The organism is Corynebacterium tuberculostearicum SK141, assembly GCF_000175635.1.
Classification (GTDB): Bacteria; Actinomycetota; Actinomycetes; order Mycobacteriales; family Mycobacteriaceae; genus Corynebacterium; species Corynebacterium tuberculostearicum_C.
Map to the genome: position 1 here is coordinate 1 of NZ_ACVP01000003.1, position 24,236 is coordinate 24,236.

Genomic DNA, 24,236 nt, shown 5'->3' on the forward strand with positions numbered 1-24,236 from the left:
GTCCGGATTTCCCGCACCACATGCCAGAGCAACTCCGCGCCAGAAGGCAGGATTCGGTGAGCGGCCTAAGCCATATAGAAGGCCCCAACTCCACTGCGAGATTGCCTTCCCCTAATGCCGCAGGAGAGGGTTCGCAGATCTAAAAGCCATTGCATGGAAAAAGGCCCCCGATTTCTCGGGGGCCTACCGGTGGAGCTGCCGGGAACTGAACCCTGTACCACTATACATGCTGGTAAACGCCCATTCTAAAGAAAGTAAAAGGAATCAATTCCCGTAACTTTCCCGTTTCTACCCGTAAAGACAGGTAACTAACCCATGCACGCAACCCGCACAACAACCACGCCGGCGCGCCGGGATACCACTTCCAGGCCACCACTGCGCCACCTAATCCACCACATCGAACCTAACGGCACCATCCACACACTATGCGGTTTACGGAAGTACCCCAGCCGTGGTGCCACGGTAGCGCCCCACATGGATAAGCAACCATGCGCAGCCTGCGACGCTGCCCGCATCCTCTACGAGGTAGGACTATGAGCCAGCAGCAACTACCACCAGCAGACCAGCCCGATAACTACACCGGCATGTGGAACCGCCACCGCGTGCGCTACCTATACGTAGACCCCGCAGCCGGCCTATGGCACCTAGGGGTAGGTGATGAATACCAGGGCACTTACTGCACTCGCATGAACCCACTAGCCCGCATCGACCTAGCGGGCGTGAAGCTGCGCTTTCGCAACGGCGGCTATCTCGTTGTGCCGCGGGACGGCGCGGAAGTCTCCATCTTCATGCCCCACAAGATGGCCCAGTTCAGGCCAATGACCTACCACGGGCAGGTGCCGGACGTGTGCCCCGACTGTTTAACCATGGCCGCGGTGACAGCGGAAATGAATGGGCAGAATGCCTACCCTGTTAAACGCCTTCTAAAGGCTTTAGCGGGTACTGACACCCCAGCCAATAAATAAAACGCCTTAAACGGCGATATTGAACAGGCAAAACGCCGCCTACCCCCCCCTATCGGCTACAGAGAGAAAATCACTGACAGCACGAGACGGGGCGGTGTCAGGGCGGAGTCTAGTCAGATATTTAAGCCACCCCATACCCGCACAACGCCGCTGAAATGGTGGACGATATGCAACAGTCTTTCTCCAGCTCACCCAAACTTTTGGCCCGTGTGTAAAAAATCTCCGTACCGTGGCGAAACGGTGCAGGGTCAGGACAGCAACCACTCAAACAATTTCGCCGGGTACAGTTTCGCATAACCGCCAAAGCGGCGCGTGGGGTGCTTATCACCCCACATCGCAGTTGGGGTGATCATGCCCCTAACTGATTGGTTTGAACCGTGTCGTGTATGAACACGGTTGCCGGTTCGCGTTTGAAACGCGACCCCGTAACTTTTCGGCACCCTGAAGAAAGTGTCTACAGCACGGGCCAGTTGGGGAGTCGCCCGGCCATTTTCAGATAATTCAGGCACCCTGCTACTTACACGGTGCGCGGAGAGAGACGGCGTGACTCGCAGTGACGGGGCGGGAGTCAGGCCAGGAAGCCGCCTAAGAATTGTCCAGGCCGCATTTCTGGAACCCGTACATACTGCGCCACCCTAAGCCTTCCGAGGGCGTTTACTAGCCACCGGAGGTTAGGCCCCACCGTCCCTAACTCTGGTGTGGTATCACGCGCACGCGATGGGGTATGCAGTGCGCGGGGAGAGAGGACATAGACCCGCCTGCACATGGGCCGGGCCGAAAGCTCTGGTGATTTACCAGGCCCCTACTCCCACGGCGGGACACTCACAGCCACCGTGCATAGACTGTAAACTTTATGCACCAATATGACATAATATATATTATCGGACAACATACAATTCAACGCTTCGCATACACCGTCACTACCTGCATAAATACCTGCATAGTCGGTGTATTACATTGCCTATTATCGTTGTCCGTTTCTTACCGTCATGTTCCCTTCAGTGTTGCTAGACTGCACCACATGGAAGAATACACGCCTACATGGCTAGACGCTATCACCACCGACAGTGCGCGCACCATTGCTAAAGCAACCGGCCTAAGCCACACCACCATTAGCAGGGCCGCGGATAACCCCACTCCCCCGCCGGCTGTCGTGGTTGCTGTAGCCCGCGCCTATGGCTATAACCCCGTGGAAGCATTATCGCGCACAGGGCTACTTACGCCCGTGGAAGCGCGGCCTGTAACTGGTGAAGCCAACCTGCGCCGCGTGTCCACCCGCGTGCTTCTCCAGGAACTGCTGCGCCGGGAAGCGGGCCAGGCCGGGGTGTAACCACTCCCCTTAGCCCGGCGCGCCATCTTCCCAGAAACTCTTTTGGCTTGGAACCGTGTGTCAGCGTTCCAGCAGTTCAGGGTGGGTTTCTGGCCTGTGTCGTGTCTGTGTCCGTGTTTGTGTCAAAACCTTGGAACACGTTGGAACACGCCGGACACAGTACAAAAATACCTTTTGACCTGTTGGAACACGGGAACTTTGTGTCAAGTAAAAAAGTTTCTAGAAAGCACTCTTTACGAGCTTCACACCCAGGATGTAGCGCTCACGCGGCGGGCGTTTCTGCCCCGGCTTAGGCTTAGCTCCCGGCACATCCAACTGCTTAGCCCTAATCCTCCCGTCTGTTGCGGTAAGCCGGTTGCACATCTCCTCTTGATTACACGGGGTGAAACCGTTGTCCGCGTGCCAGGTTCTCCAGTGGCTGTACACATCCCGGCGCGGCACGATATCCGCAGGGTTGCCCGTCACCTCTAGGTACTCCTCAATGAACCGCCGCACAGGCGCAGATAATCCCTCCATGGCATCTTTCATCTCTGCCATCGTGGCGGGTTCCGTAAACCGGCCCTGCTGCTCCAGGCGCTCCAACCCGTCTAATGCCCAGTTCAAAATGCCAGGCAATTCAGCAGCCAGCTTTGCGCCTAGTTCTTCATCCTCCTGCCCGGCGAAACTCTGCTCCAGGCGCATCATGACGAACCGGCCCACGACCGCTGCAGAGCTATCAATGAGCCGGGGAATCACGTTAGATGCCAGAGCGAAACGAGTAGGCAGACGGCCCACCCAGTCCCCCAGGTACTTCCGCTGCAGACTCACTCCATCCTCACCAATGACATTGAGCAACAACTCTGTGGCACGGTTGGAATTGCCAGCCCGCGCATCACGCGCATCACCAATAATTGCCAGCGGCTTGCCGATAAGTTCAGCCGGGCCGCTATCAGACCCCAGGGAATGCAGGGATGTATCCGTTACGTTCTGCTGCCCCACGAGCTGCCGCAGTACACGCAGAATAGTGCCCTTACCCGCACGAGTAGGCCCGACAATCAGCAGCGCCTTATGCAGGTCTGTGCGACCCGAAATGACGTATCCCAAATACTCTTGGAGAGTGTCGATAGCTGCCGTGTCATGGGCAAAAATCTGTTTCAGAAATTTCTCCCACACGGGTGCTGTAGCCTGCGGGTCATAGGCAAACGGCAACGAGTACGTTGTAAACACTCGCGGGGTATGCCCCACGAGTTCCCGCGTAGACCACCGCAGCAGCCCATTGGACATAGACACATACTCTCCCGGCGCGCCGGGCAACTGTGCGCAGTCACGCAGGAAACACGGGGCATCGTCCGTATCGGACACGACCGCATAGGCCAGGGGCTTTAGCGCGAAAATAATCTCGGAAATTTTGCTGCGGTTCGGACTCCAGGGCACGAGGGTAACGGTGTTGCTCTCTTTCTTCGAGTACACGGCAGAATCGAAAACTTTCAGCAGCTGCCCTGCAATCACGAGGTCTGCATCCTTGGCAGAGCCTGACACGGCCTCCCAGTGGGTGCCGCTATACATCCACCAATCACCACGCCAATAGGTCAACGTGGGTACGCCGTCTGTATCGGAATACAGTTCACGCATGACCTGCTGCGCCACTTTGTACGGCTGCGACGGCCCCGGGTACTCTACAGCGCCGGCGTGCGCGTCCACGTCTCCATTGAGAAATCGCTGTGCATCTGCCGGAGCTTCCGGTAGCTCCACATCCTCAAACTCTTTACGTGCGCTCACGCTGCTACACCTCCCGCAATTTTGTTGTGTGCGCTGGCAACTGTGCGGCGCGCTTCCCACTCTGGAAGCCCCGCTGCAGTCCCCGCATCAATGAGTTGTCTATCTATGTTCAGCCCATCCTCTGCGGCCCTACACGCCGCCCAGAACAGCACTTTGTTGCGCTGCCCCTCTTCACTTTCAGCCACGACACGGATAAGCCCCGCACCGTCACCCGGCGCGATAGTCAACAGGCCAGGGCGCGCCGGGCGGGTAGCGCGCAGCGGTGCGTAGACATGCCGGTATAGCCATTGCGGAAGTGGGGCGATAGGTGCCCAGGTGTGCAGCAGGTACAGCCCGCCCGTATCGGGATGCACGCTAGGGGGCATGACCAAATAGCCCGTGTGGGTTTTCACGTCTATGCCCGAATCTGTAGCGGCGAGTTGCCCGCGCAGCTTCCCTTGGTAGGGCAGACGAAACCACAGGTGCCACCCTCCAGAGCCGGTAAGCACCGTCAACGTTTCTGGCACGACATGCCCCGCGGTGAGCTGCGCCCAGGACTCTATGCCGCCATGCTTCACGTCAATATCAATCACGACCACGCCACGCGGCGGGTTAGCACCAATATTGGCCGTGGGGTACGTGCTCCACCATGACCGCACCCGGCGCGCATCGCTGGTGAAATCTTTAAACCCATGGGGGACAACTGCAGCCAGCGGTGCTTTGCCCTCCAGCGGGCCTACTTTCAACCCGTGGCGGGCATAGCGGTGCGCAGCAGTTGCCCGCCATTGGTGCGCGGGAACGCCTGCATACAGGGTATTATGCGGGTAAGTAGCGGCATCTACTATCGCCCCTGCCCTAGTCCCCAGGGTGGGGGTTATGTCGTTAGTGGGCATCGGCGGCACCGCCCCGCTTCCCGTAGTTGTCCACGAGCCATGCGCCCAGCCCTGCCAGGGAAGCGGCATCAACATTGACGGTTACGCGCCGGCCTTTGTTGTGTTCGGTTAGCTCCAGGCGCAGAACCTCCGCAGGCGTGCCGGCTTTCTTGCCCAGGTTGCTTACGGCTATTTCTCCCTCTACGCTGCGGACTCCAGAGGTGAGCCAATGCAGCGGGAACGAATCACGACGGTTGATAATCGCGGCCATTAAGCTGCACCGCCCGTCCAGGCGTTGGTGGGGGTGAACAGCGCATCTACGTCTTCAGGCTTTAGACGAATGGTACGCCCAGCGCGATAGGCCACGAGCTTGCCCTCTGCGATATAGCGGCGCAATGTGCGCTCCCCCAGCTGCACGCGCTTAGCCGCCTGCTGCAGCGTCTCATACTGTGCTGCAGTGGTCTTTCCAGTGTTAGCCATTGTGGGCTAAATCCTTTCCCGTGCCCACCACGAGAAAAGTAGAAGTGGGCACGCCAAAATTGACTTGCCCAATTGCCACACTGGGAACAGCACCCCGGCCTTTCCGGGGGCGTTCATCTTTAAGACTGTTGTCTAAGCATCCCCAGCGCCCGGCTAGCGGACTGCTGGACACGGAGCGCACCGTGATGCTTCTAGATGTACCACGTGGCCGCAGGTGGCCGCAATTGTAATGCCCTGCCCCGGCGCGCCGGGCGGGCCTAATCCTCCCGCGCCATCCGCTCCACCACCGCACGCACCTGCCCAATAGTGGGCTGGCATTTCTTCCCCGGCATGTTCTGCCGAATCAACCACAGCGCCCGCGCAAACTTACTGGCACGCACCTTATAGCCCACATCAAACGCCACAAACGGATCGCCCCAGTCGCTCGAATCATCCCTATGCACCCGCTGCTTCCTGTAGCCACGACGCTTGCCAGAGACTTTACGATTTAGCCGCCGATTAAACGCGTAGTTAAACGCTCCCCGGGTTCCCATCTGCTGCAGCTCTGTAACGATAGTTATATCCACCCACGGGCATAGCGGCACGCCCTTACGCTCCCGGGCGTACAGCACGCCTGCTAACTCACCCCCCAGGGAGTACAGCCAGAACGACCCCAGCACAGCAGGGCTACGCCCCGGCCTATCCTCCATCACCTGCACGAGTTGATAAGTTGTAGGCCCTGCAACCGCGGGTACTTCCACTTCCCATTCATAGGCGTAAGCCATATACCACTTCACAGACTGCAACCACAGGTCAAAAATGCCCGGCACGGCCGCTTTTTCCAGGGCTTGTTCTTCATCCCCATCAACCGACCGCAGCAGCTCCATGTAGTCCTGAGAAGCGTTTGTTAGCAGCGTCTCCGAGCCATTAACCCACTCCGCTGCCTGCTCCATACTCACCTGCATTACTGCCCTTTTTCTTCCTGCGGTTCCTGCCCGGCTCCCGGCGCGCCGGGTTCCAGAGTTGCGTTAACTTTCTCCATCAACGAGGTTGTGCGCTCTGCTCGCACCTTCAGATAGACATTAAGGATCGTGGTCACATCGTCTTGCCCCAACAGGCGGCCAATCTCTTTCAAGTGCGCACCCTGTTCCGCTAGACGGGTAATCAACCAATTGCGCCCACAGTGCGGATCAATATCGGCACACACCCCCGCCTTCTCTTTCGCCCGTGCAAGCACACTGCGATAACTAGTATCCATCACCATCTTGCCGCTAGCCGTAGAAGTTAAAAGCACGGCACTGCGCGCACCTTCCGTAGTGCGCAGGACTGTAGGCGCGCCGGGCGCATACTTTTCTAAGTGCTCCAGAAAGATAGGCACATCCGCGGCCATAATCGGCACCTCCCGATAACCGGCCTTTGTCTTAGGCGGCTGCACCAACATATAGGTGCCGGCACTGCCTGAAATGCGCTGCGCGTTCTGCTTCACTCGCACAGTTACACGGGGGACAGGCGCGCCGGGGCGGTGCTCTATCCGTACATCGTCGCGCTCCAGGGCGATAGCTTCACCAATACGCAGGCCATGGTGCAACATGAGTGAGGTTAAAGCACGATAGCGGGCAGGCACGTGGTTTAAGATGGCGGCTATTTCCGCATCTGTAGGCAGGTACTTTTCGTTGGTCTCTACGCGCTTGCCCGCTTCCTTAATATCCACGGGGTTGCCTTCTATCATTTCGCGTTCAACCGCCCCAGCACACGCTGCCTTTAGGCGCTTATACGCCTGTTGATTAATCGTGTGGGCATTGGGATAGCACCGCTGTACGCCATCCCACCAGCGGTACACGTCCGCTTTAGTCAGCTTCGCTAACGCAATATCCCGCAAACTGCATACGTCTTTGTCATTAGCTCCAGGGCCATAAGGCTCTGTGATACGCACGCGGGCCACACGGCGATAATTCTGCATAGTGGACGGTTGGGGCGGGGTGGGGCGCTGTTCCAACAGATCGTGGAAGCGGTCTAACCACTGCCCTACCGTTTCGCCTGAAACTTCCTCTTTAGCCCGGCGCGCCTTTGGCGGCTCCCACGTGCCTAGGTCGATTAGGCGGCGCTCTGTGGCTATCCAACCGTCCGCATCAATTTTGTTGGCGAATGAGTGGCCGGGGGTATGGATGGCGGCATCAGGGCCGGTGTATTCCGCGTACCATCTTTTTCCTTTTTGGCGGACGCGCCCGAACGAGCTGCGCTGTGCTTTCTTTCGTGCCATGAATGTGCTCCAGGGATAGGGCGGGAAGCGGGAAAGTGTTCCCGTTATTTTCCCGTTCAGGGTTCCTTTAGTGTCATTCTATGGCAACCTGTGGCAAGATACTAGATAGGCGATAACCTGCATAGATAAAGCAAAACCCCTAGTCATTTACGACTAGGGGAAATGCAGTTAGTGGAGCTGCCGGGAATTGAACCCGGGTCCTTCGTCACCTTGCCAGGGCTTCTCCGTGCGCAGTCCGCACAGAATCTCTGCTCGGCCCTCCGGATCGGGCGAACACGTCCGGATGATGGGCCCAGTCACCAGTAAGAGTCCCGACTGGTCCTGATGACCCGGCCAGCCGGCTAGTTCCTTAGTCGATGCCAGGTTCTAGGTCAGGAACGAAACCTAGGCTGACAGACACGCGTCGCTGTAATTAGGCAGCGAGGGCGTAGTCACGCTGAGAGTTCTTCTCTGCGTTTATTGGTTGCTACGACGCTTATACGGTGGTCGTTAGCCTGCACCGGCACGCTTCCCCTGGCGCAGTGCACGAAGTCGAAACCAAATCAACCCCATGCTGTAGGGACGGGATAGTGCATCTTCCCTACGGTTCGTTCAACACTACCCCACCCGCTTTTATTTCCTCAAGTGCTCCTCTAACCATTCCTTGAGGACTACCGCATGGTTGACCGTGCGGTTGGCGGCGGCGAAGAGGAGGGTGGCGTCGGCAAGCGCACGCAGCTGGGCGAGCTCGTCGGAGTCATTGTCGTCGAGCTCGGCCTTGTAGCGGCGGGCAAACTCGTCGAAGCGATCCTCGTCGTGGTTCCACCACTTGCGCAGCTCGGGGCTCGGCGCGACGTCCTTGAACCACTCGTCGTAGGCCAAGTCGCTCTTGGCGACGCCCCGGGGCCACATCCGATCCACCAGCACCCCAGTGCCATGGATGGTGTCCTCACCCTTTACTACGTCGTGAACCTTCGCCGTCTTAAACATTGATGCCCTTCACGCGGCGGCCGAGCTCGCGGGAAATTTCGCGGTCTTGGTCGCGACGCTTAATATCCTCTCGCTTGTCGTAGTCCTGCTTACCTTGGGCCAGCGCGAGCGAAAGCTTCGCGTAGCCATTCTTGAGGTAGACCTTGAGCGGGACCAAGGTCTTATTGCCGTTGCGCACCTGCCCGTAAAGCTTGTCGATCTCGCGGCGGTGCAGCAAAAGCTTGCGAGTGCGCCGCGGGCTGTGGTTCGTCCACGAGCCCATGGAATATTCCGGGATGTGCAGGTTGCGCAGGTATACCTCGCCATCATCGATGGTAGCGAAGGCATCATTGAGCGAGATTTTTCCCTCCCGCAGGGATTTGATCTCGGTGCCGAGCAGGACGATGCCGCACTCGTATTCCTCGAGGATCTTGTAGTCATGCCGGGCCCGGCGGTTGGTAGCGAGCGTTGCTTCGCCGGACGCCGCCTTCTTATTCTTCTTGCCCTTCTTAGCCATAATTATGGCAGTGTAGTGCCCTTTTAGCCGGCCCGGCAAACGGGCTATTTGCGCACATAGGACCGCAGGGTGATATGTGCCGTGACGGCGGTGACCACCAGTGCCAGGAGGCCAACGAAAGGCAGGGCAATCCATAGATCACCGGACTTCATGGGGGCGAGCAGCTGGGATTCATACAGGCCTTGCAGGGATGGGTCCACCACCTGGGACTTGCCCAAGAAGATTCCGGCACCGCCGAGCACCACGCCGATGAGCGAGGCCAGTACGGCCTCCACCACGAACGGCGCCTGCGTCATCCACCGGCTCGCGCCCACCATGCGCATGATTTCCGTTTCGCGGGTGCGGTGGAACGCGGCGATCTGCACCATATTGGCGACCAAGAAGATGGCTGCCACGGACATCACGATGGCCAGCACAAAGGTGGCATTGCGGATAGCATCCAGGTTGCTTGCGGCATCGCGCACTTCTTGCTGCTGGTCGACGACGTCCTCTACCGCCGGGTTATCCCTAATCGCATCGATCGCAGAAGCGTCTTCTGGATCCTTCAAGCGCACGTGGAACGCTGCCGGCAGTGCGTCGGGCGAGGTTTGTTCCACCATGACGGGGTCGGTGTCTTGGAAAAGCTCCTTGAACCGCTCATAGGATTCCGCACGGTTGCGGTATTCCACGGACTCCACGGAATCATCCGCGTCGAGCTGGCCCTGGAGATCCGCGCAGGCCGGGGTTAAGCAGTCCGGGTCGCCGGCGGAGATGTCCTCATTGAGCTGGACCATGACCTCGACGCGGTCGAGGTAGATCTCCTTGGTGTCCTTGGTCAGGTTGGTCACCATGATGCCGGCAACAACGAGGCCTACCGCAATGGCGGTGGTAATGATCATGGCGATGGTCATGGTCAGGTTGCGGCCGAGCCCCTTGGTGGCCTCGCGGAAAATAAATCCTAGCTTCATGCTTCCCCCTCATACATCGCCTCGTGCTCGTCGCGCACGAGGACTCCATTGCGCAGCTCCAGCACACGCTTGCGTGCCCTATTGACGGCGCGGGCATTGTGGGTGGACATGACCACGGTGGTGCCGCGGCGGTTGATGCCCAGCAGCAGGTCCATGATCTCGTCGGCGGTGGAGGGATCGAGGTTGCCCGTGGGTTCGTCGGCAAGCAGGAGCTTCGGCCGATTGACCACCGCGCGCGCAATAGCCACGCGCTGCTGCTCGCCACCGGAAAGCTCGTGCGGATACGCATCGCGGCGATCCTCGAGGCCCACCAGGTCCAAAACCTGCGGGACCGAGGTAGAGATCCGGTACTTGCTCTTGCCAATAACCTCCAGCGCAAAGGCCACATTTTGATATACCGTCAGCTTGGGAAGCAGGCGAAAGTCCTGGAATACATAACCAATGGACTGGCGCAGCGCGTTAATCTGCTTGCCCGAAAGCTCGTTGACGTGGAAATCATCGAAATAAATATCGCCCTTGGTCACGTTGCTATAGCGCACCATTAACTCCAGGAAGGTGGACTTACCGGAGCCGGACGGACCAATGAGGAAGGCGAATTCACCATCCGCAATCTCGAAGGACACCCCGTCGAGCGCTGGGCGAGACGCGGCGGAGTAGGCCTTAGTCACGTTGTCGAATCTAATCACGCGAATCACTGTAGCAACTAAAGTTGACACCGCGCTGTGAACTATATTTAAGTAATGTGGTCTAAGACACTAATTTGTTCCGACCCAATCGACAGAAAGTGCCGATACAATGGCCGAAACCGAAACTAAAGAAAAGCCACGTTCTGCAAGCGGCTTCCTGGGCACTGTAGAAAAGATTGGCAATAAACTGCCGGATCCCTTCTGGCTCTTCGTTATCCTCGCAGCCATCGTCGCTGTGACTTCTTGGCTAGGACACCTCATTGGCATGACCGCAGAGGACCCCAAGACCGGCGAAACCATCGAAGTAGAGTCCCTGCTGACCACCGAGAATATCTCGCGCATGGTTACTGATGCAGTGGAGAACTTCACCAGCTTCCCGCCGCTCGGCGTCATCCTTGCCGTGATGCTCGGCGTGGCCGTGGCGGAGCAGTCTGGCCTGCTTTCCGCGTTGGTGCGCGCGATGGTGACCAAGGTCAGCGCCAAAATGCTGACCTTCGTTGTGGCGCTGGCCGGCGTGACCGGCTCCGTAGCCTCCGACGCCATCTACGTCATTCTGATTCCGCTGGGCGCAATGGCCTTCCACGCCGTGGGCCGCTCCCCCATCGTGGGCGCGATGGTGGCCTTTGCGGCATCGTCTGCCGGCTTTAATGCCTCGCTGATTCTCAATATCACCGACCTCCTGCTCGCGGGTATTTCTACCCCGGCCGCACAGTTTGTGGACCCAGAATATGAGGTCAGCCCGCTGGCCAATATCTTCTTTGTCATCCCTTCCGCCGTGGTGCTCTCCCTCATCATTACCGCGGTCACGGAATTCCTCATGGTCAAAAAGGCCCGCGAGCTGGTGGACCACGACCACATCAATTACGAAGAGGTGTCCTTTTCCAAGGCCGCCGGTGGGGCCGGCGCGAATGCAGAGGAGGGTGAGGAGTACGACTTCACCGATGATGAAGAGGCGATGCGCATCAAGCCCAACGAGCAGCGCGGTCTGATTGCTTCCGGCATCGCGCTGGTGCTCTTCCTGGCTGCCTTCTTTGCCTTGCTCTTTATCCCCGGCTCCCCACTGGCAAGCCAGGGGGATAGCTTCATGGAGTCGCCGCTCATTAGCGCCATCGCGGTGCCAATTGCCCTGGCGTTCTTGGTATGCGGCATCGTCTACGGCTTGGTGGCAGGCACCGTGAAGTCTTTTGCTGATGTTCCGGAGTTTATGGCCAAGGGCATCGAGACCCTCGTTCCCATGCTGGTCCTCTTCTTCGCGGTGGCACAGTTCCTCGCCTGGTTCGAATGGTCGAACTTGGGCGTATGGACCGCCATCAAGGGTTCCGAACTGCTCCAACACTGGTCATTGCCACCGCTACTCATGTTTGCGGCACTGGTGGCCATGGTCGCACTGCTTAACCTCTTCATCACCTCCGGTTCCGCCCAGTGGGCGCTGATGGCCCCGGTCATCGTACCGATGATGATGTATGTGGGCGTCTCACCTGAGGTTTCCCAGATGCTCTTCCGTATCGGTGACTCCCCAACGAATATCATCACCCCAATGTCGCCCTACTTCGCGCTGGCGTTGACCTTCTTGCAGCGCTATTACAAGCCGGCAGGTGTGGGTACCTTGATGTCACTGGCGCTGCCCTATTCTCTCTGCATGATCGTGGGTTGGTTCGCCTTCTTCGTCATCTGGTATCTCATCGGCATTCCGCTGGGACCAGGCGCGCCGATGGACTACGCGGGTTAAGTCCATAGAGATCAGGCCGAACTGAGGATTTTCTCCCCTCAGTTCGGCCTTTTCGCGTTCAATTCAGCCCGATCAGTATGGACCTAAGCTTGGTCTTCTTGTTGCTGCATGCGCCAGCGGATACCGGATTCAAGGAAGCCATCGATATCGCCATCGAGCACCTTGGAGGGATCGCCCACCTCAAAATTGGTGCGCAAGTCTTTGACCATCTGGTACGGGTGCAGCACATAGGAACGCATCTGATTGCCCCAAGAGGCGTTGCCACCGGCGCCCAACGCATCGAGCTCAGCTTGTTCCTCCTGCCGCTTGCGCTCCAGCAGCTTCGCCTGCAGCACGCGCATGGCCGAGGCCTTATTTTGAATCTGCGACTTTTCGTTCTGGCAGGTCACTACAATGCCGGTGGGAATGTGAGTCAAGCGCACCGCCGAGTCGGTGGTATTGACGGACTGGCCGCCCGGACCAGAAGACCGATAGACATCGACGCGCACGTCATTATCCGGGATATCGATGTGGTCGGTCTGCTCCACCACCGGCAAAACTTCGACCTCGGCGAAGGAGGTCTGGCGCCGGCCTTGGTTATCGAAGGGCGAAATGCGCACCAGGCGGTGCGCACCCTGCTCCACGGAGAGCTGGCCGTACATGTATTCACCGTGGACGACAAAGGTCGCGGACTTGATTCCGGCCTCCTCCGCATAAGAGATGTCATAGACGTCGACCTTGTGGCCATGCTTTTCCGCCCAGCGCGTGTACATGCGCATGAGCATCTCGGCCCAGTCGGCCGCGTCCACACCGCCGGCGCCGGAGCGGATATTGATAACCGCCTCGCGCGGGTCATACTCACCAGAAAGCATGGTGGTGACCTCCAACGATTCGATGGCAGACTCCAGGGAATCGAGCTCATCATCCGCCAGGGAGGTATCCCCCTCTTCTTCCGCGAGTTCGTACATCACGGGCATGTCCTCCAGCCGCCCGCGCAGCGATTCCAGCTTGCGAACCTTAGCCTGCGCTGCGGAAAGCTCGGACGTTACCTTTTGCGCATGGGCGGGGTCATCCCACAGGGACGGGTCGCCGGCTTGGGCCTCTAGTTCCCGAATGCGGGCAGCCAAAGCCTCCGGGTCCATGACCTTCTCGATGGTGGTCAGGGTGGTTTCCAATTGCTTGAGCCGTGCTGTTACTTCGGGACGCATAGGCCCCAATCCTACCCACCCGGCCGGCATAATTAGCCATCGGCCGCGTTTAGGGTGACAATGGTGGGCATGGATCAAAAGCCGAGCTTGCAGGAGATGATCGACGCGGTCATCAAGACCTTCATTGTCGCGCACGCGGATGACGGGGATGCGCACCTAGCGCAGGCCCTTGTCTATAACGCCGGCCGCCTGGCCTGGCGCCTGCGCGAGATGGGCGTCGACGTAGAGCACAAGACATCTATCTCGGACGTTGTTACGGATGCGGACCGGGCGGCCGAGCGCTTCGTTGCGGGCGTGCTCGAGGCCGTGCGTCCGGAAGACGGCATCCTCGGCGAAGAGGGTGCGGCCCGCGAGTCCCAGTCCGGCCGCACCTGGGTCATTGACCCAGTCGATGGCACTTATAATTTCTCCTCCGGATCCGATTATTGGTGCTCTGCCCTCGCGCTTGCCGACGCCACGGGGATCACCCTCGGCGCCGTCCACCGCCCCGCCATGGGGTACACCTGGTTCGGTGGCCGGGACTACCCCACTTCCCTCGACGGCAAGGAAGTAACTCGCCTGCAGGAGAAGCCAGCCGAGCAGATTTCACTATCCACGTATCTGCACCCAACCTCGCTGGCGGATGGGGATATCCGCGGGGCATGGCAGCGCGTGGCAGAAAACTTTGCTACAGTCCGTATGCTCGGTGCCGGTTCTGTTGACCTGTCCTCCGTGGCCGATGGCACATGGGGCGCATGGATGCAGCATTCGGTAGCGGATTGGGATTGGTTCCCCGGCAAAGCCCTCGTGGAGGCAGCCGGCGGTGCTGCCCGCAAGGTAGAAGCCGGCGGCGTCGAATGGTGCCTGGCCGGCAATAAACAGGTAGTGGATCAGATGGAGGATTGGCTCCGTGGGTAAGTTTAAAGAAGACTTGGGCCTCGCGCTCGAGCTGGCGGGCCATGCCGATGTAGTGACCATGCATCGTTTCGAGGCCTCGGATCTTTCCGTCAAGGAAAAGCCGGATATGTCTCCCGTATCGGATGCGGATCTCACCTGTGAGAAGCATATCCGCGAATCCCTCAAGCGTTCCCGCCCGCGCGACGAGGTGCTGGGGGAGGAATACGGCGGGGAGGCCTGCTATAAGGGCCGCCAGTGGGTTATCGATCCGATCGACGGCACCAAGAACTTTGTGCGCGGCGTTCCAGTGTGGGCCACGCTGATTTCTCTATTAGAAGACGGCGAGCCTGTAGTTTCCGTCGTCTCCGCTCCTGCCCTGCGCCGCCGCTGGTACGCGGCCAAGGGAGCCGGCGCTTATCGCGTCTTCGGCGGCGAACCGAAGCGCTTGGGCGTTTCCCACGTAGAAAAGCTTGCCGATTCTTCACTGGCCATGAGTTCCCTGACCGGCTGGGCGGAGCGCGGATTGCGCGATAGATTCCTCGCGCTTACTGATAAGACGTGGCGCCTGCGCGGCTACGGAGACTTCTGGTCCTATTGCCTCGTGGCCGAAGGCGCGGTGGACATCGCCGCTGAACCGGAGGTTTCCCTCTGGGACCTCGCCGCACCATCGCTCATCGTGACCGAAGCCGGTGGCACTTTCACTGATCTTGACGGCAACCCCGGCCCGCACGGCGGATCCGGCGTGGCCTCTAACGGCCTGCTCCACAAGCACGCCCTAGCCGCACTGCAGGGCTAGGGTCTTCTCCGCAGCTGGAGCAGAACTGGGCCGCGGCGCTCGGCAACCGCACCCGAGCAACCACCCGCCTGCGAGCAACTCCCGCAGCCACCGCTAGGGCACGAGGTCAGCGATTCTCTCACTAGTTCCTCACTTCGCTCGAGGTAAGCCAAGATTACCTCCACGGTCCCCTGCCCCAACCCCGTCGCCTGTGCTATGTCGGCGGGATTGGAATTTCCCTGTGTGATGGTCTCCTTGACCTTCTCCGTGGGGCTCATAGGAAGACCTTGAGGATTTGAAATACTCCTACCGCAAGGATCCAGGCGGTTGCTAGCTGCAGCGCAAACCCGATGAGGGTCCACTTCCAACCTATTTCTCGCCGCTGTGCGGCCACCGTGGCCACGCAAGGGGTATAGGCCAGAAGGAAGACCATATACGCCCACACCGCAGCCAGCCCGTGCCCACCAGAGGCCGCATCAAAGTCGGCGCGAATATGGCTAGCCAACGGGGATTCTGCTTGCTCCTCTGGTGCATCGTCAGTGACGTCTTCTACCGCATACGTCTGGGCCCAAGTGGAAATGAGAGTCTCCTTCGCCACGAACCCGGTGACAAGCGGCCCGGTTAGGGACCAAGAATCAAACCCAGCAGGCGCAAAGACAGGGGACATCGCTTTAGACACCGCACCGTAGGCGGAATCTTGCGGCGGTACCGCCTCTTCGTTGAAGGAGTGCCCACCAGTGACCGGAATAGACATCAGCAACCAGATGACTACGACCGTAGCCACAATGATGCCTCCGGCGGTGTGCAAAAATCCTTTGAGCCTTACCCACATGACCGACACCGTGAGTTTAAACGTAGGCAGCTGATAAGCCGGAAGGTCGATAACGAGGGCTTCGGACGGCATGGCCCGCCACACCGTGCGGCGCAAAGCGAGGCCCACCAACACCACCAGTGCGATAGACAGCACGTACATGGCGAATACCGCGGAACCAGCATGAGCGGGGAAAAAGACCTGCGCCAGCATCATAAATACGATGAGCCGGGCCGAACATGAGGTGAAGGGGATAAGCAGGCAGGTAAGGATGCGATGGCGGACGTCGCCAAGCACGCGCGTAGCCGAAATCGCCGGGACATTGCAGCCATAGCCCACCACAATGGGGATAAAGGCCTTGCCGGGCAGACCGATGGCGCGCATGACGCGGTCAGTGACCACCGCCGCGCGCGCCATATAACCGGAATCCTCTAGCACCGCCAAGCACAGAAACATCAGCGCAAGGAGCGGCGCAAAGGTGAGCACCATGCCCACACCACCGATGAGCCCATCTACCAGCAGGCCCGTTACCAACCAATGGTCTGGGAGGATGCTGCGCGCTGCATCGGATACAGGGCCGGTAATGAACGCCTCCAATCCGTCCTGCAGCGGTCCTGCGACCGTAGTGGTAATGAAGAACACAGCCCACATAACGGCCAGAAACAAAATGGGCCCGAGCACTGGGTGCAATACCAAGCGGTCCACGCGCTGGCTAAGTGGCTCCCCCACATTTTCATGGCTGACTGCAACTTTCTCGGCCGCATCCAGATCCGCAAAACGTTGGTCCACATCGGCGTTGGGCCGGATAGTCTGTGGCTCCGTCTGCATTGCTTTTGCAACGGCGCCCTCCAGCGCATCTAGGTTTTCTCGGCGGCGACCATTGACGCTGACCACCGGCATGCCAACGACGCGCGATAGCGCGGCGATATCGATGCTTATGCCCTGCTGCTTGGCGACGTCCTCTTTGGTCACCCCAATCACTACCCGGTACGGGTACTCCGCGATCTGGAACGCAAGGTTCAGCCCGCGCGCCGGTGCGGTGGCATCCACCAACACCACAACCACATCCGGGCGCTCACATGGCGGACCTTCGACGAGCATGTCGCGGGTGAATTCCTCGTCCGGACTCATTGGATCCAAGGAATAAGCACCGGGCAGATCGATGATGTCGAAGGCCTCTGGCTGCGCATTCCACAAACCACGGCTGACTTCTACAGAAGTACCCGGCCAGTTGCCGGTCTGGACTTTCGCTCCGGTCAGCGCGTTGAACAAGGTAGATTTGCCGGAATTTGGAGCCCCGACCAAGGCGAGGACAGGTGTTCCCTCCGCGGCGATACGCATGGAGGATGTGGAGTGGCAGCTTGGCGCTGCGGTTTTGCGTGCCATTATGCTGCTACCGGGATAACTTCGAGCTGGCGCAGCGTATGCGCGTCTACCGCATACCGGGCGCTGCCGATAGTAACCAAGCGCGCCCCGCCGGCCACCTTGCGCCCCATCTTCACGCGCACCCCTGGCCGGAATCCCAGTTCACGCATACGCAGTGCCAACGCCGGCTGCGACTCAATCGCATGCCGCAAGCAGCATTCAGGGAGTTCTACCAATGCGTCCACTGGGGCTTGATCGGCACGCATACATTCGGACCTTTCGCAGGTCTGCTGGGTACGAGTGCGGGACAATAACGACAGCTGTAACATCGCGGGTCACCTCGGTTCTCTCAGTCCGGCTCACGCCGGTGATGTTAGCCACACCTAAGTGGCTTCTAGATAAGCCTAACCTTAGTCCGCAAAAGGGTTTCACACAAGCGCCGATTAGTTGTGATTATCGGCACTAGACAGAGACATAAAAGTGCCCGCTCCCAGTAGCAACGGGAGCGGGCGAAGAGCAGGGACGAGGTTAGTCCTGCGGTAGCGCGAAACCAGCGCCTACGCCGCCACGGCGATTCATATCCTCCAAGACCGCATCCATGGTGGTTGCGGCGGTTGGGTTATGGACCGGCCCCTGCAGTGGGGTACGGCACGGGAAATTCACCGGCAGGAAACCACCGGTAATCGAGCCAACTAGGCGGCCATCGACCAACAATGGAGCGCCGGAATCGCCCATCATGGCGCATACTTGGTTAATCTGAATCTTCTTGGCCTGCTGATAGGTCATGCCGCAGGTCTTGCCAGTAGCAACACCCTGCTTGCACACCTGCTGACCCGGCTTTACGCCACCACCCAATTGATTGACGGTTACACCGTTGTAGGAACGAGAAACCTTAGCCTTGGAGCCGAACTCGATAACGGCGTAATCCAAGTCCTCGTTCTTAGACACTACAGTGCCGGTTGGGCCGATTTGCTCAGAATCAGCGGAGGTAACAGGGTCTCCCACATTGCCGCAGTGCGCGGCGGTCAGGCCCACCTTGCGGCCAGCATTATCGTTGCCCGCCACGGTCAAGGTGCACATCGTTTCCTTATTGACATAGAGCGGGGTGCCTGGGCCGTAGAGCGACTCCCCTTGGTTCATGGCGGCAACGGACTCTTCAGGGATGCGTGGGGCATCAAACATAGAGCCCGGAACGCGGTGCAATACGTAGTCCGCCTGTGGTTTTCCCGCAGCTACCTTGGAAAACCCATCATTTTTCCACTGGTAGTTTGGGTTGGTTCCCTTTGGTTTAAACTCCGGTTGTGTGGCCTGCTCCGCCAGACCAATAGGGTTCGGGTTAGTCATTGGCTCTGCGTACTGAGCCTGCTGCGCTTTCTGTTGCACCGCGTTGTGTGCATTGCGTACAGAAGAATCCACAGCATCGGTAACGCTCTTGTCCACCTGCGGGGTTTGGATACCAACCCCCGCCAGGCCATCTCGGACCTGGTTAATAATCCCTGCGGAGTCAAAATCCGGTTGGGGCAATTCCTGGGCGCCTGCGGCCGGGGAACCCAGGAAAAACGCACCAGCGAAAGCCGAGCCCACCAGGACTTTCTTGAGGTGCGGTATGCGAAGCATCAAGGTACCTACTTTCCGTTGTCAACATCCTGCTAGCTCGATATTGGCACGAAAGAATTGTGGAAGCAGCAAACTCTTGTGACTGTGTCCAAGCCGTTATATTTCTTCCAGACTTCGGGGGTGATCACCCCTCCCCTATCATTGAGAATATGCCCACACCGCTGTCCTATTCCGATACCTCTGGCTTTCCGCAGCTACATATGTCGCGGGTTATCAATGCCGACTTTGACGCCGCCGCACACCGTCTTTTCCGCTGGACAATCCAACGCAGCGGGCTATTCCGCGTTCGGGCAACCCACCCCGTAGTCGAGCCCGGCGCAGAGGTCACCCTCGGCTTGGGGCCGTGGGATTTCCGCTGCCGCGTAATAGAGGTCTTCCGCGAGGATGGCCGCTGCGGGTTTACCTATGGCACCCTCCCCGGACACCTAGAGCGAGGTGAGGAGACTTTCACTCTGGAGCGCCTACGCGACGGCCGAACGCTTTTGCTTATAGACGCCGCCTCAGAGCCCTTCCTCCCCTGCCTGCGCCCCCTCGTGGACGTGCCAAGGCGCCTGCTGATTAGCCGGCTCTATCTTCACGCTTTAGACGATTAGCAGGATTGTATATACGACAAAAGCCGCCTCCCCGAACCCGGGAAAGCGGCTCAATCTCAGCGCTGGTTAGTTCTTGCGCTTGTCCTCGATGGACTCGCGTGCATCGCGCACAGCGCCCTTGACTCGGTCAAAGAAGCCACCCTTCTTCGTGGACTCCTCTTGGTACTCGTGTGCCTTGTCCTCCACGAAGCCCTTAGCGCGCTGGAACGCATCGCCGACGGCGCTACCAGCCTCGGATGCCTTGCCCTTTAGCTGATCCAGGCGCTCAGAGGACTGCTGACCGTTGACGTTGTCCTGGTTCGGCGCAGTAGCAACACGCTCTTCGTTTGCTTCGCCTACGATGTGCTGGCTGGGCGCATAGTCCGAGTTACCTTCATCCAACTTCTCCTGCAGGTCCGGCTGCTGCGGGGCGGAACCAATGTGCTCTTCCTTCGCGCCACCTACGATGTGCTGGCTGGGCGCGTAGTCAGAGTTATCCTCGTCCAGCTTTTCTTGCAGATCTGGCTGCTCGGCAGCTTTAGCCACATGTTCTTCCTCCGCTCCAGCGACAACGTGGTTCTGCGGTTCATACTTACTTGCGGTGGACTCATGTCCGTCCGCAGACGGCTTTCCGACCGGCTTGGACAGGCCGGCTGCACCTGCGGCACCAGCTGCAGCTGCAGCGGACTGCGAGGACTTGTCAGATTTAGCCTCCGAAGACGCGGTGTCTTTAGATGCTAGGTACTTGTATTCGTTGCGGTCCAAGTCGACCTCGTGGCCTAGTTCGTTTGCCATTGCTACGTACTCCTTTAAATAGATTTATCTTCTTCCTTCTAGGGTTCCAGAAAATTCAGGAGCGTGCACGGAAATGGGTATGGGAAAGCGTCGACCGGTGGAGGGATCAGTCATCTCTAAACACTCAACATGGAAGGTTTCGCGTACGAGTTCAGCGGTCATCACCTCCTCGGTGGCCCCTTCGGTCACAATGCGTCCCTCACGCATGGCTACGATTCGATCGGCGTAACGCGCGGCATGGACCATATCGTGGACCACCATGACCACCGTGGTCCCAGCGCGGTTAAGGTCTCGGATGAGATCCAAGATGGATAATTGGTGCGCCGGGTCGAGGTATGTAGTCGGCTCGTCAAGCAAGGTAATTGGCGTTTCTTGGGCCAACGTCATGGCGAGGAAGACGCGCTGGCGCTGACCGCCGGAAAGGTCTGCCGCGGGGGCGTCGAGAAGCTCGCTCACCCCAGCACGCGAGGCAGCACGCTCAACCGCTGCATGATCTCCGGCCCGCATCGTCGCTAGCGCCCCTGTATAGGGATAGCGGCCGTAACCGATGACCTCGCGCACCAGTACCCCTTCCGGTGCCACGGGATGTTGTGGCAGAAAAGAAACTTCACGGGCAAAGGCACGCGAGGAATACCCGCTGATATTTTGGCCCGAGAGATACACCGCGCCTGCGCTGGGCGTAAGCTGGCGGCCCAATGTCCTGAGAAGCGTCGACTTGCCGCAGCCATTCGGCCCGATCAGAGCGGTTACTTGACCGCTGGATAAGTGAATATTTACATCCTTGACCACATCGGGGCCACCGTAGCCCACGGTTAATCCGCTACACGTCAGTGTCATGTCTAGCCTCCGTTTCGCACTCGGGTCAGCCGAGTCAATAAGAAAATGAAATACGGTGCACCGATCAGCGCGATTAGCGCGCCAACGGGGATTTCCGTGGGGGCGAAGGCCCAGCGCCCGAGCGTATCGCATGCGGTCACAAGGACCGCACCGCCTAGGGCCGCCGCGGGTATTTGCCGGCGCAGGTTAGCGCCAACAACCAAGCGAGCAGCATGTGGGACGATGAGTCCGGCGAAGCCCAGGACCCCGGCCGCGGCGACTCCTGCGGCCCCGAGGAGGACGGCTAAGGCTACTGCTATTAGGCGCCATATCTTGGTGCTCACGCCGATGCCGGCCATGGTCGAATCATCCAGCGCGAGCATATCCAGGTGACTTGCCACCACCATCGCGACGGTTAGGGCGAGAAGGATAAAGGGGGCGACAATGGTAGCATCGCCAAGCGAGCGGGCGTAAAGCGAACCTTTCAGCCATGTCATGGCCGCTCCTGCCTCTGGGGCAGCCCGCACAAGGAGCAATTCGGTGATGGCGCCCAGCCCAAAAGATACCGCCACCCCGGTAAGCGGTAGGCGCACTGGGTCACTTGCCCCGCGTCCGGCGAGAAGGAGAACCAACCCAGTTCCCGCCAACGCGCCAATAAAGGCAATCAAAGTCAGCAGGTGGGCCGACAAGGCGCCTGCTCCCATGAGTACCGCAACGGCCGCGAGTCCGCCGCCGGAGGTAATACCCACCGTATCTGGTGCGGCCAGAGGATTGCGTAGCGCGGACTGCAATAGACAGCCCGAAACGGCCATGGCAATACCGGCGCAGATTCCCACCAAGATCCGCGGGGCGCGGTACTTCCAGATGAGCGGCTCTCCGGTAACGAAGGCGGTGATCACCTCGCCCGGCGGTTTCATCACCGCACCGACGCCCATGCCGATGATTGCGCTCAACGCCAACGCCAGAATGAGTCCTACTAACACCCCAACAAATCTCTTATGCCACATGCTTCCTCCTCCCCAGCGCATGGACGGACCACAACACTAATGGCATGCCAGCCAAAGAAGTCACGATGCCCACTGGGGTCTCGGCCGGCGCCCAGATTGTCTGGCCCACCGAATCAGCCACCAAAAGCACCGCTGCTCCAACAACTCCAGCCACGCACAGCCCCATGCGGTGGTGCGGGCCGCACACCCGCCACGCTACGGCCGCAGCCATCAACCCCAAGAAGCCAATCGGCCCAGTTGCAGCTACGGCCGGAGCAATAAGCACTACCGCCGCCACAATGGCAGCCAACCGAGTGCGCTCCGGCTTCGCGCCGACAGCACCGGCCACGGCATCGCCTGCTACGAGCAAGTCCAGCGTTTTTGCACCTACTAAGGTCAAAGGAACCACGACCAGCACGGCAATCAGCGCCGGTATAATATCGTCCAAACGCACACCGGCAAGCCGGCCAGAAAGCCATGACATCACCGTAGCCAGTTGAGCTTCATCTATCACCAAGAAAATGGAGGTCAAGGCGCTACACAGCGCGGAAACAGCAACGCCAACGAGTACCAAGCGCTGGATCGCACCGCTCTTACCGACGCCCACCGTCACCCCCACAGCAATCCCCGCACCCAACAGCGCACCGGGCAACTGGTCAACACTCGAGGCTTCGCTTCCCAAAATCATTGCTGTTGCGACTGCGCCGAGTGCCGCACCGGAGTTCACACCAGTGATGGACGGATCGGCTAGCGGATTCGCGGTTGCCGTACGCAGTAATAACCCGCCTACCCCTAATGCGATACCGACGACCGTGGCGGCAAAGAGACGGTCAGAGGCTACGCTATGCAGCTCTTCTTCCAACCACGGGGTATCAGCTGGCACCTGAACATGGCGAAGCCGCCACCACCACACGAAGGCGACAGCAGCGGTTGCAAGGACCAGGCAGGCGCTGGCCTTAGTTCGTGGTGCCACTACTTTTCAGCGGCGATCATGTCATCGAGCATATGCTCGGCGGAAAGCGGCCCGCGGGCGCGCGACCAGATATCTTGGTCCACTTCTACGATGTCGCCACTGCCCTTGGCATAGGGCGTCTTTTTAAACGCATCGACGTCCTTGTACATAAAGACTCGGTCAGCCTTCATACCAGGGAGCTTATCGCCGGTCAGTTCCGCTACATCAGTCTTAGATTCGATGGATGACTTCTCACCTTCGAAAGCATAATTATAGCCCACCTCACTCAGTAGCGACTGGGGGAAGGAAGGGTTGACCCAGGTATAGAGCATCTCACTGGACCACCCAGCCACAACAGCACGGCTGCCCGGCTTTACCGCGTCCTTGGTATGAGCAATCTTGTCCTCGATGCGCTGACGGACTTCTTTGGCCTTTTCCTCTTTACCTAGCTTGGCCGCGATCTCATCCATCGAGTCCAGGACGTCCGAGTAAGTCTCATCTGTGTAGGATTCGGTCTGCGCAATCTCTTCCAGCTGCGGCATGATATCCGCTTGACGGGTAGGGCTAGCCAGGATCAGGTCCGGCTCCAAGGACTGGATAACCTCTAGATTCGGCTGCTTGGCCTGGCCCACAGAGGTCGCCTGACCCAGCTGCCCTTTCAAAGTGGTCGGTGCCTCCGACTTACCGATTTCCACGATTCCCACTGGGTCCACATCGAGGGCCTTGAGAATTTCCTCGTAGCGCCAATCGAGCGCCACAACTCGCTCGATCTTCTTTTCACCGTTTCCTTCCTTGGAAGAAGAATCAGAAGAACACGCAACAAGGCCTGCACCTAGGGCTAAGGTGGCTACGAGTGCGATAACTGCACGCACATTCATGAAGTCTTTCTTTTGCATAGGCTTACCTTACCTAGGTAAGGGTTTGCTGTCTAGGGCTCGATTACCACTGCCCCGATACAGACCTTATGGCCGCACGTCCACTAGAATCCGCCGTAAGCAAAAATAAAAATGGCCCCCACCGGCGAACCGATGAGG

Annotated in this window: 25 protein-coding genes and 1 other RNA gene; 6 read left to right on the forward strand and 20 right to left on the reverse strand. The window is 59.0% G+C overall.

The window, feature by feature from the left end; all coding sequences use genetic code 11:
- Positions 1 to 533 precede the first annotated feature (533 nt).
- Together CORTU0001_RS00360 and CORTU0001_RS00365 are read left to right on the forward strand one after the other, a co-directional pair.
- On the forward strand, positions 534 to 965 hold the full coding sequence (locus CORTU0001_RS00360; protein WP_005326490.1) for a hypothetical protein: 432 nt from the start codon (positions 534 to 536) through the stop codon (positions 963 to 965).
- A 1,021-nt stretch (positions 966 to 1,986) separates the two neighbouring features.
- Entirely contained in the window at positions 1,987 to 2,295 is a 309-nt protein-coding gene (locus CORTU0001_RS00365) for a hypothetical protein (RefSeq protein ID WP_005326492.1), read from the forward strand.
- Positions 2,296 to 2,514: 219 nt separating this feature from the next.
- Here the strand turns inward: CORTU0001_RS00365 and CORTU0001_RS00370 are convergent, their stop codons facing one another.
- The 11 genes from CORTU0001_RS00370 to ftsE form a co-directional block, all read right to left on the reverse strand.
- Positions 2,515 to 4,053, reverse strand: coding sequence for a DNA primase family protein (locus tag CORTU0001_RS00370; RefSeq protein ID WP_005326493.1), 1,539 nt, complete (start codon positions 4,051 to 4,053; stop codon positions 2,515 to 2,517).
- Positions 4,050 to 4,925 (reverse strand): bifunctional DNA primase/polymerase, encoded by an 876-nt coding sequence (locus tag CORTU0001_RS00375; RefSeq protein WP_084771585.1) that lies wholly within the window; start codon positions 4,923 to 4,925, stop codon positions 4,050 to 4,052. The genes CORTU0001_RS00370 and CORTU0001_RS00375 overlap by 4 nt, the downstream gene beginning before the upstream one ends.
- The gene (locus CORTU0001_RS11670; RefSeq protein WP_005326498.1) at positions 4,915 to 5,175 is read right to left on the reverse strand and encodes a hypothetical protein; all 261 of its coding nucleotides are present in this window, start codon (positions 5,173 to 5,175) and stop codon (positions 4,915 to 4,917) included. Before CORTU0001_RS11670 ends, CORTU0001_RS00375 begins: the two co-directional genes overlap by 11 nt.
- Positions 5,175 to 5,384: a helix-turn-helix domain-containing protein gene (locus CORTU0001_RS00385; RefSeq protein ID WP_005326499.1), complete on the reverse strand. Its 210-nt coding sequence runs from the start codon at positions 5,382 to 5,384 to the stop codon at positions 5,175 to 5,177. The genes CORTU0001_RS11670 and CORTU0001_RS00385 overlap by 1 nt, the downstream gene beginning before the upstream one ends.
- Before the next feature lie 257 nt (positions 5,385 to 5,641).
- On the reverse strand, positions 5,642 to 6,328 hold the full coding sequence (locus CORTU0001_RS11255; protein ID WP_050776564.1) for a hypothetical protein: 687 nt from the start codon (positions 6,326 to 6,328) through the stop codon (positions 5,642 to 5,644).
- Positions 6,328 to 7,623 carry a tyrosine-type recombinase/integrase gene (locus CORTU0001_RS00400; RefSeq protein WP_005326502.1) on the reverse strand — a complete coding sequence of 432 codons (1,296 nt, stop codon included), beginning with the start codon at positions 7,621 to 7,623 and terminating at the stop codon, positions 6,328 to 6,330. The genes CORTU0001_RS11255 and CORTU0001_RS00400 overlap by 1 nt, the downstream gene beginning before the upstream one ends.
- Positions 7,624 to 7,792: 169 nt before the next feature.
- Positions 7,793 to 8,173: a transfer-messenger RNA gene (ssrA, locus tag CORTU0001_RS11330) on the reverse strand.
- Between the two features lie 62 nt (positions 8,174 to 8,235).
- Positions 8,236 to 8,592 (reverse strand): DUF488 domain-containing protein, encoded by a 357-nt coding sequence (locus CORTU0001_RS00405; RefSeq protein WP_005326504.1) that lies wholly within the window; start codon positions 8,590 to 8,592, stop codon positions 8,236 to 8,238.
- Positions 8,585 to 9,088, reverse strand: a complete 504-nt coding sequence (smpB, locus tag CORTU0001_RS00410; RefSeq protein ID WP_005322310.1) for an SsrA-binding protein SmpB — start codon at positions 9,086 to 9,088, stop codon at positions 8,585 to 8,587. Before smpB ends, CORTU0001_RS00405 begins: the two co-directional genes overlap by 8 nt.
- A gap of 44 nt (positions 9,089 to 9,132) precedes the next feature.
- Positions 9,133 to 10,035, reverse strand: coding sequence for a permease-like cell division protein FtsX (gene ftsX, locus CORTU0001_RS00415; protein WP_005326506.1), 903 nt, complete (start codon positions 10,033 to 10,035; stop codon positions 9,133 to 9,135).
- Entirely contained in the window at positions 10,032 to 10,721 is a 690-nt protein-coding gene (gene ftsE / locus CORTU0001_RS00420) for a cell division ATP-binding protein FtsE (RefSeq protein ID WP_034667888.1), read from the reverse strand. The genes ftsX and ftsE overlap by 4 nt, the downstream gene beginning before the upstream one ends.
- A gap of 109 nt (positions 10,722 to 10,830) precedes the next feature.
- Here ftsE and CORTU0001_RS00425 point away from each other — a divergent pair, with 109 nt between their 5' ends.
- On the forward strand, positions 10,831 to 12,450 hold the full coding sequence (locus CORTU0001_RS00425; RefSeq protein ID WP_005326508.1) for an AbgT family transporter: 1,620 nt from the start codon (positions 10,831 to 10,833) through the stop codon (positions 12,448 to 12,450).
- Positions 12,451 to 12,533: 83 nt separating this feature from the next.
- Here the strand turns inward: CORTU0001_RS00425 and prfB are convergent, their stop codons facing one another.
- On the reverse strand, positions 12,534 to 13,637 hold the full coding sequence (prfB, locus tag CORTU0001_RS00430) for a peptide chain release factor 2 (RefSeq protein ID WP_005326509.1): 1,104 nt from the start codon (positions 13,635 to 13,637) through the stop codon (positions 12,534 to 12,536).
- A gap of 60 nt (positions 13,638 to 13,697) precedes the next feature.
- Here prfB and CORTU0001_RS00435 point away from each other — a divergent pair, with 60 nt between their 5' ends.
- On the forward strand, positions 13,698 to 14,534 hold the full coding sequence (locus CORTU0001_RS00435) for an inositol monophosphatase family protein (protein ID WP_005326511.1): 837 nt from the start codon (positions 13,698 to 13,700) through the stop codon (positions 14,532 to 14,534).
- Positions 14,527 to 15,309: a histidinol-phosphatase gene (hisN, locus tag CORTU0001_RS00440; protein WP_005326513.1), complete on the forward strand. Its 783-nt coding sequence runs from the start codon at positions 14,527 to 14,529 to the stop codon at positions 15,307 to 15,309. Before CORTU0001_RS00435 ends, hisN begins: the two co-directional genes overlap by 8 nt.
- Positions 15,310 to 15,562: 253 nt before the next feature.
- On the opposite strand, the gene feoB is transcribed toward hisN, so the two are convergent.
- From feoB to CORTU0001_RS00460, 3 genes are all read right to left on the reverse strand, one after another.
- Positions 15,563 to 17,485, reverse strand: a complete 1,923-nt coding sequence (gene feoB / locus CORTU0001_RS00450; RefSeq protein ID WP_005326515.1) for a ferrous iron transport protein B — start codon at positions 17,483 to 17,485, stop codon at positions 15,563 to 15,565.
- Complete coding sequence (locus CORTU0001_RS00455; RefSeq protein WP_050776569.1) at positions 17,485 to 17,730, reverse strand: FeoA domain-containing protein; 246 nt, start codon at positions 17,728 to 17,730, stop codon at positions 17,485 to 17,487. Before CORTU0001_RS00455 ends, feoB begins: the two co-directional genes overlap by 1 nt.
- A 262-nt stretch (positions 17,731 to 17,992) precedes the next feature.
- On the reverse strand, positions 17,993 to 19,081 hold the full coding sequence (locus CORTU0001_RS00460) for a trypsin-like serine protease (protein ID WP_005326518.1): 1,089 nt from the start codon (positions 19,079 to 19,081) through the stop codon (positions 17,993 to 17,995).
- A 149-nt stretch (positions 19,082 to 19,230) separates the two neighbouring features.
- Between CORTU0001_RS00460 and CORTU0001_RS00465 the strand changes: the two genes are divergently transcribed.
- Positions 19,231 to 19,674, forward strand: a complete 444-nt coding sequence (locus CORTU0001_RS00465) for a DUF1990 domain-containing protein (protein ID WP_005326520.1) — start codon at positions 19,231 to 19,233, stop codon at positions 19,672 to 19,674.
- Positions 19,675 to 19,740: 66 nt separating this feature from the next.
- On the opposite strand, the gene CORTU0001_RS00470 is transcribed toward CORTU0001_RS00465, so the two are convergent.
- From CORTU0001_RS00470 to CORTU0001_RS00490, 5 genes are read right to left on the reverse strand one after another with little or no spacing between them, the layout of a single operon-like run.
- On the reverse strand, positions 19,741 to 20,448 hold the full coding sequence (locus tag CORTU0001_RS00470; protein ID WP_005326522.1) for a hypothetical protein: 708 nt from the start codon (positions 20,446 to 20,448) through the stop codon (positions 19,741 to 19,743).
- Positions 20,449 to 20,472: 24 nt separating this feature from the next.
- Complete coding sequence (locus CORTU0001_RS00475) at positions 20,473 to 21,285, reverse strand: ABC transporter ATP-binding protein (protein ID WP_005322324.1); 813 nt, start codon at positions 21,283 to 21,285, stop codon at positions 20,473 to 20,475.
- A 2-nt stretch (positions 21,286 to 21,287) separates the two neighbouring features.
- On the reverse strand, positions 21,288 to 22,271 hold the full coding sequence (locus tag CORTU0001_RS00480; RefSeq protein WP_005326524.1) for a FecCD family ABC transporter permease: 984 nt from the start codon (positions 22,269 to 22,271) through the stop codon (positions 21,288 to 21,290).
- Entirely contained in the window at positions 22,261 to 23,223 is a 963-nt protein-coding gene (locus tag CORTU0001_RS00485) for a FecCD family ABC transporter permease (protein WP_005322326.1), read from the reverse strand. Before CORTU0001_RS00485 ends, CORTU0001_RS00480 begins: the two co-directional genes overlap by 11 nt.
- Positions 23,223 to 24,098 (reverse strand): ABC transporter substrate-binding protein, encoded by an 876-nt coding sequence (locus CORTU0001_RS00490; protein WP_005322327.1) that lies wholly within the window; start codon positions 24,096 to 24,098, stop codon positions 23,223 to 23,225. Before CORTU0001_RS00490 ends, CORTU0001_RS00485 begins: the two co-directional genes overlap by 1 nt.
- Positions 24,099 to 24,236: the final 138 nt, after the last annotated feature.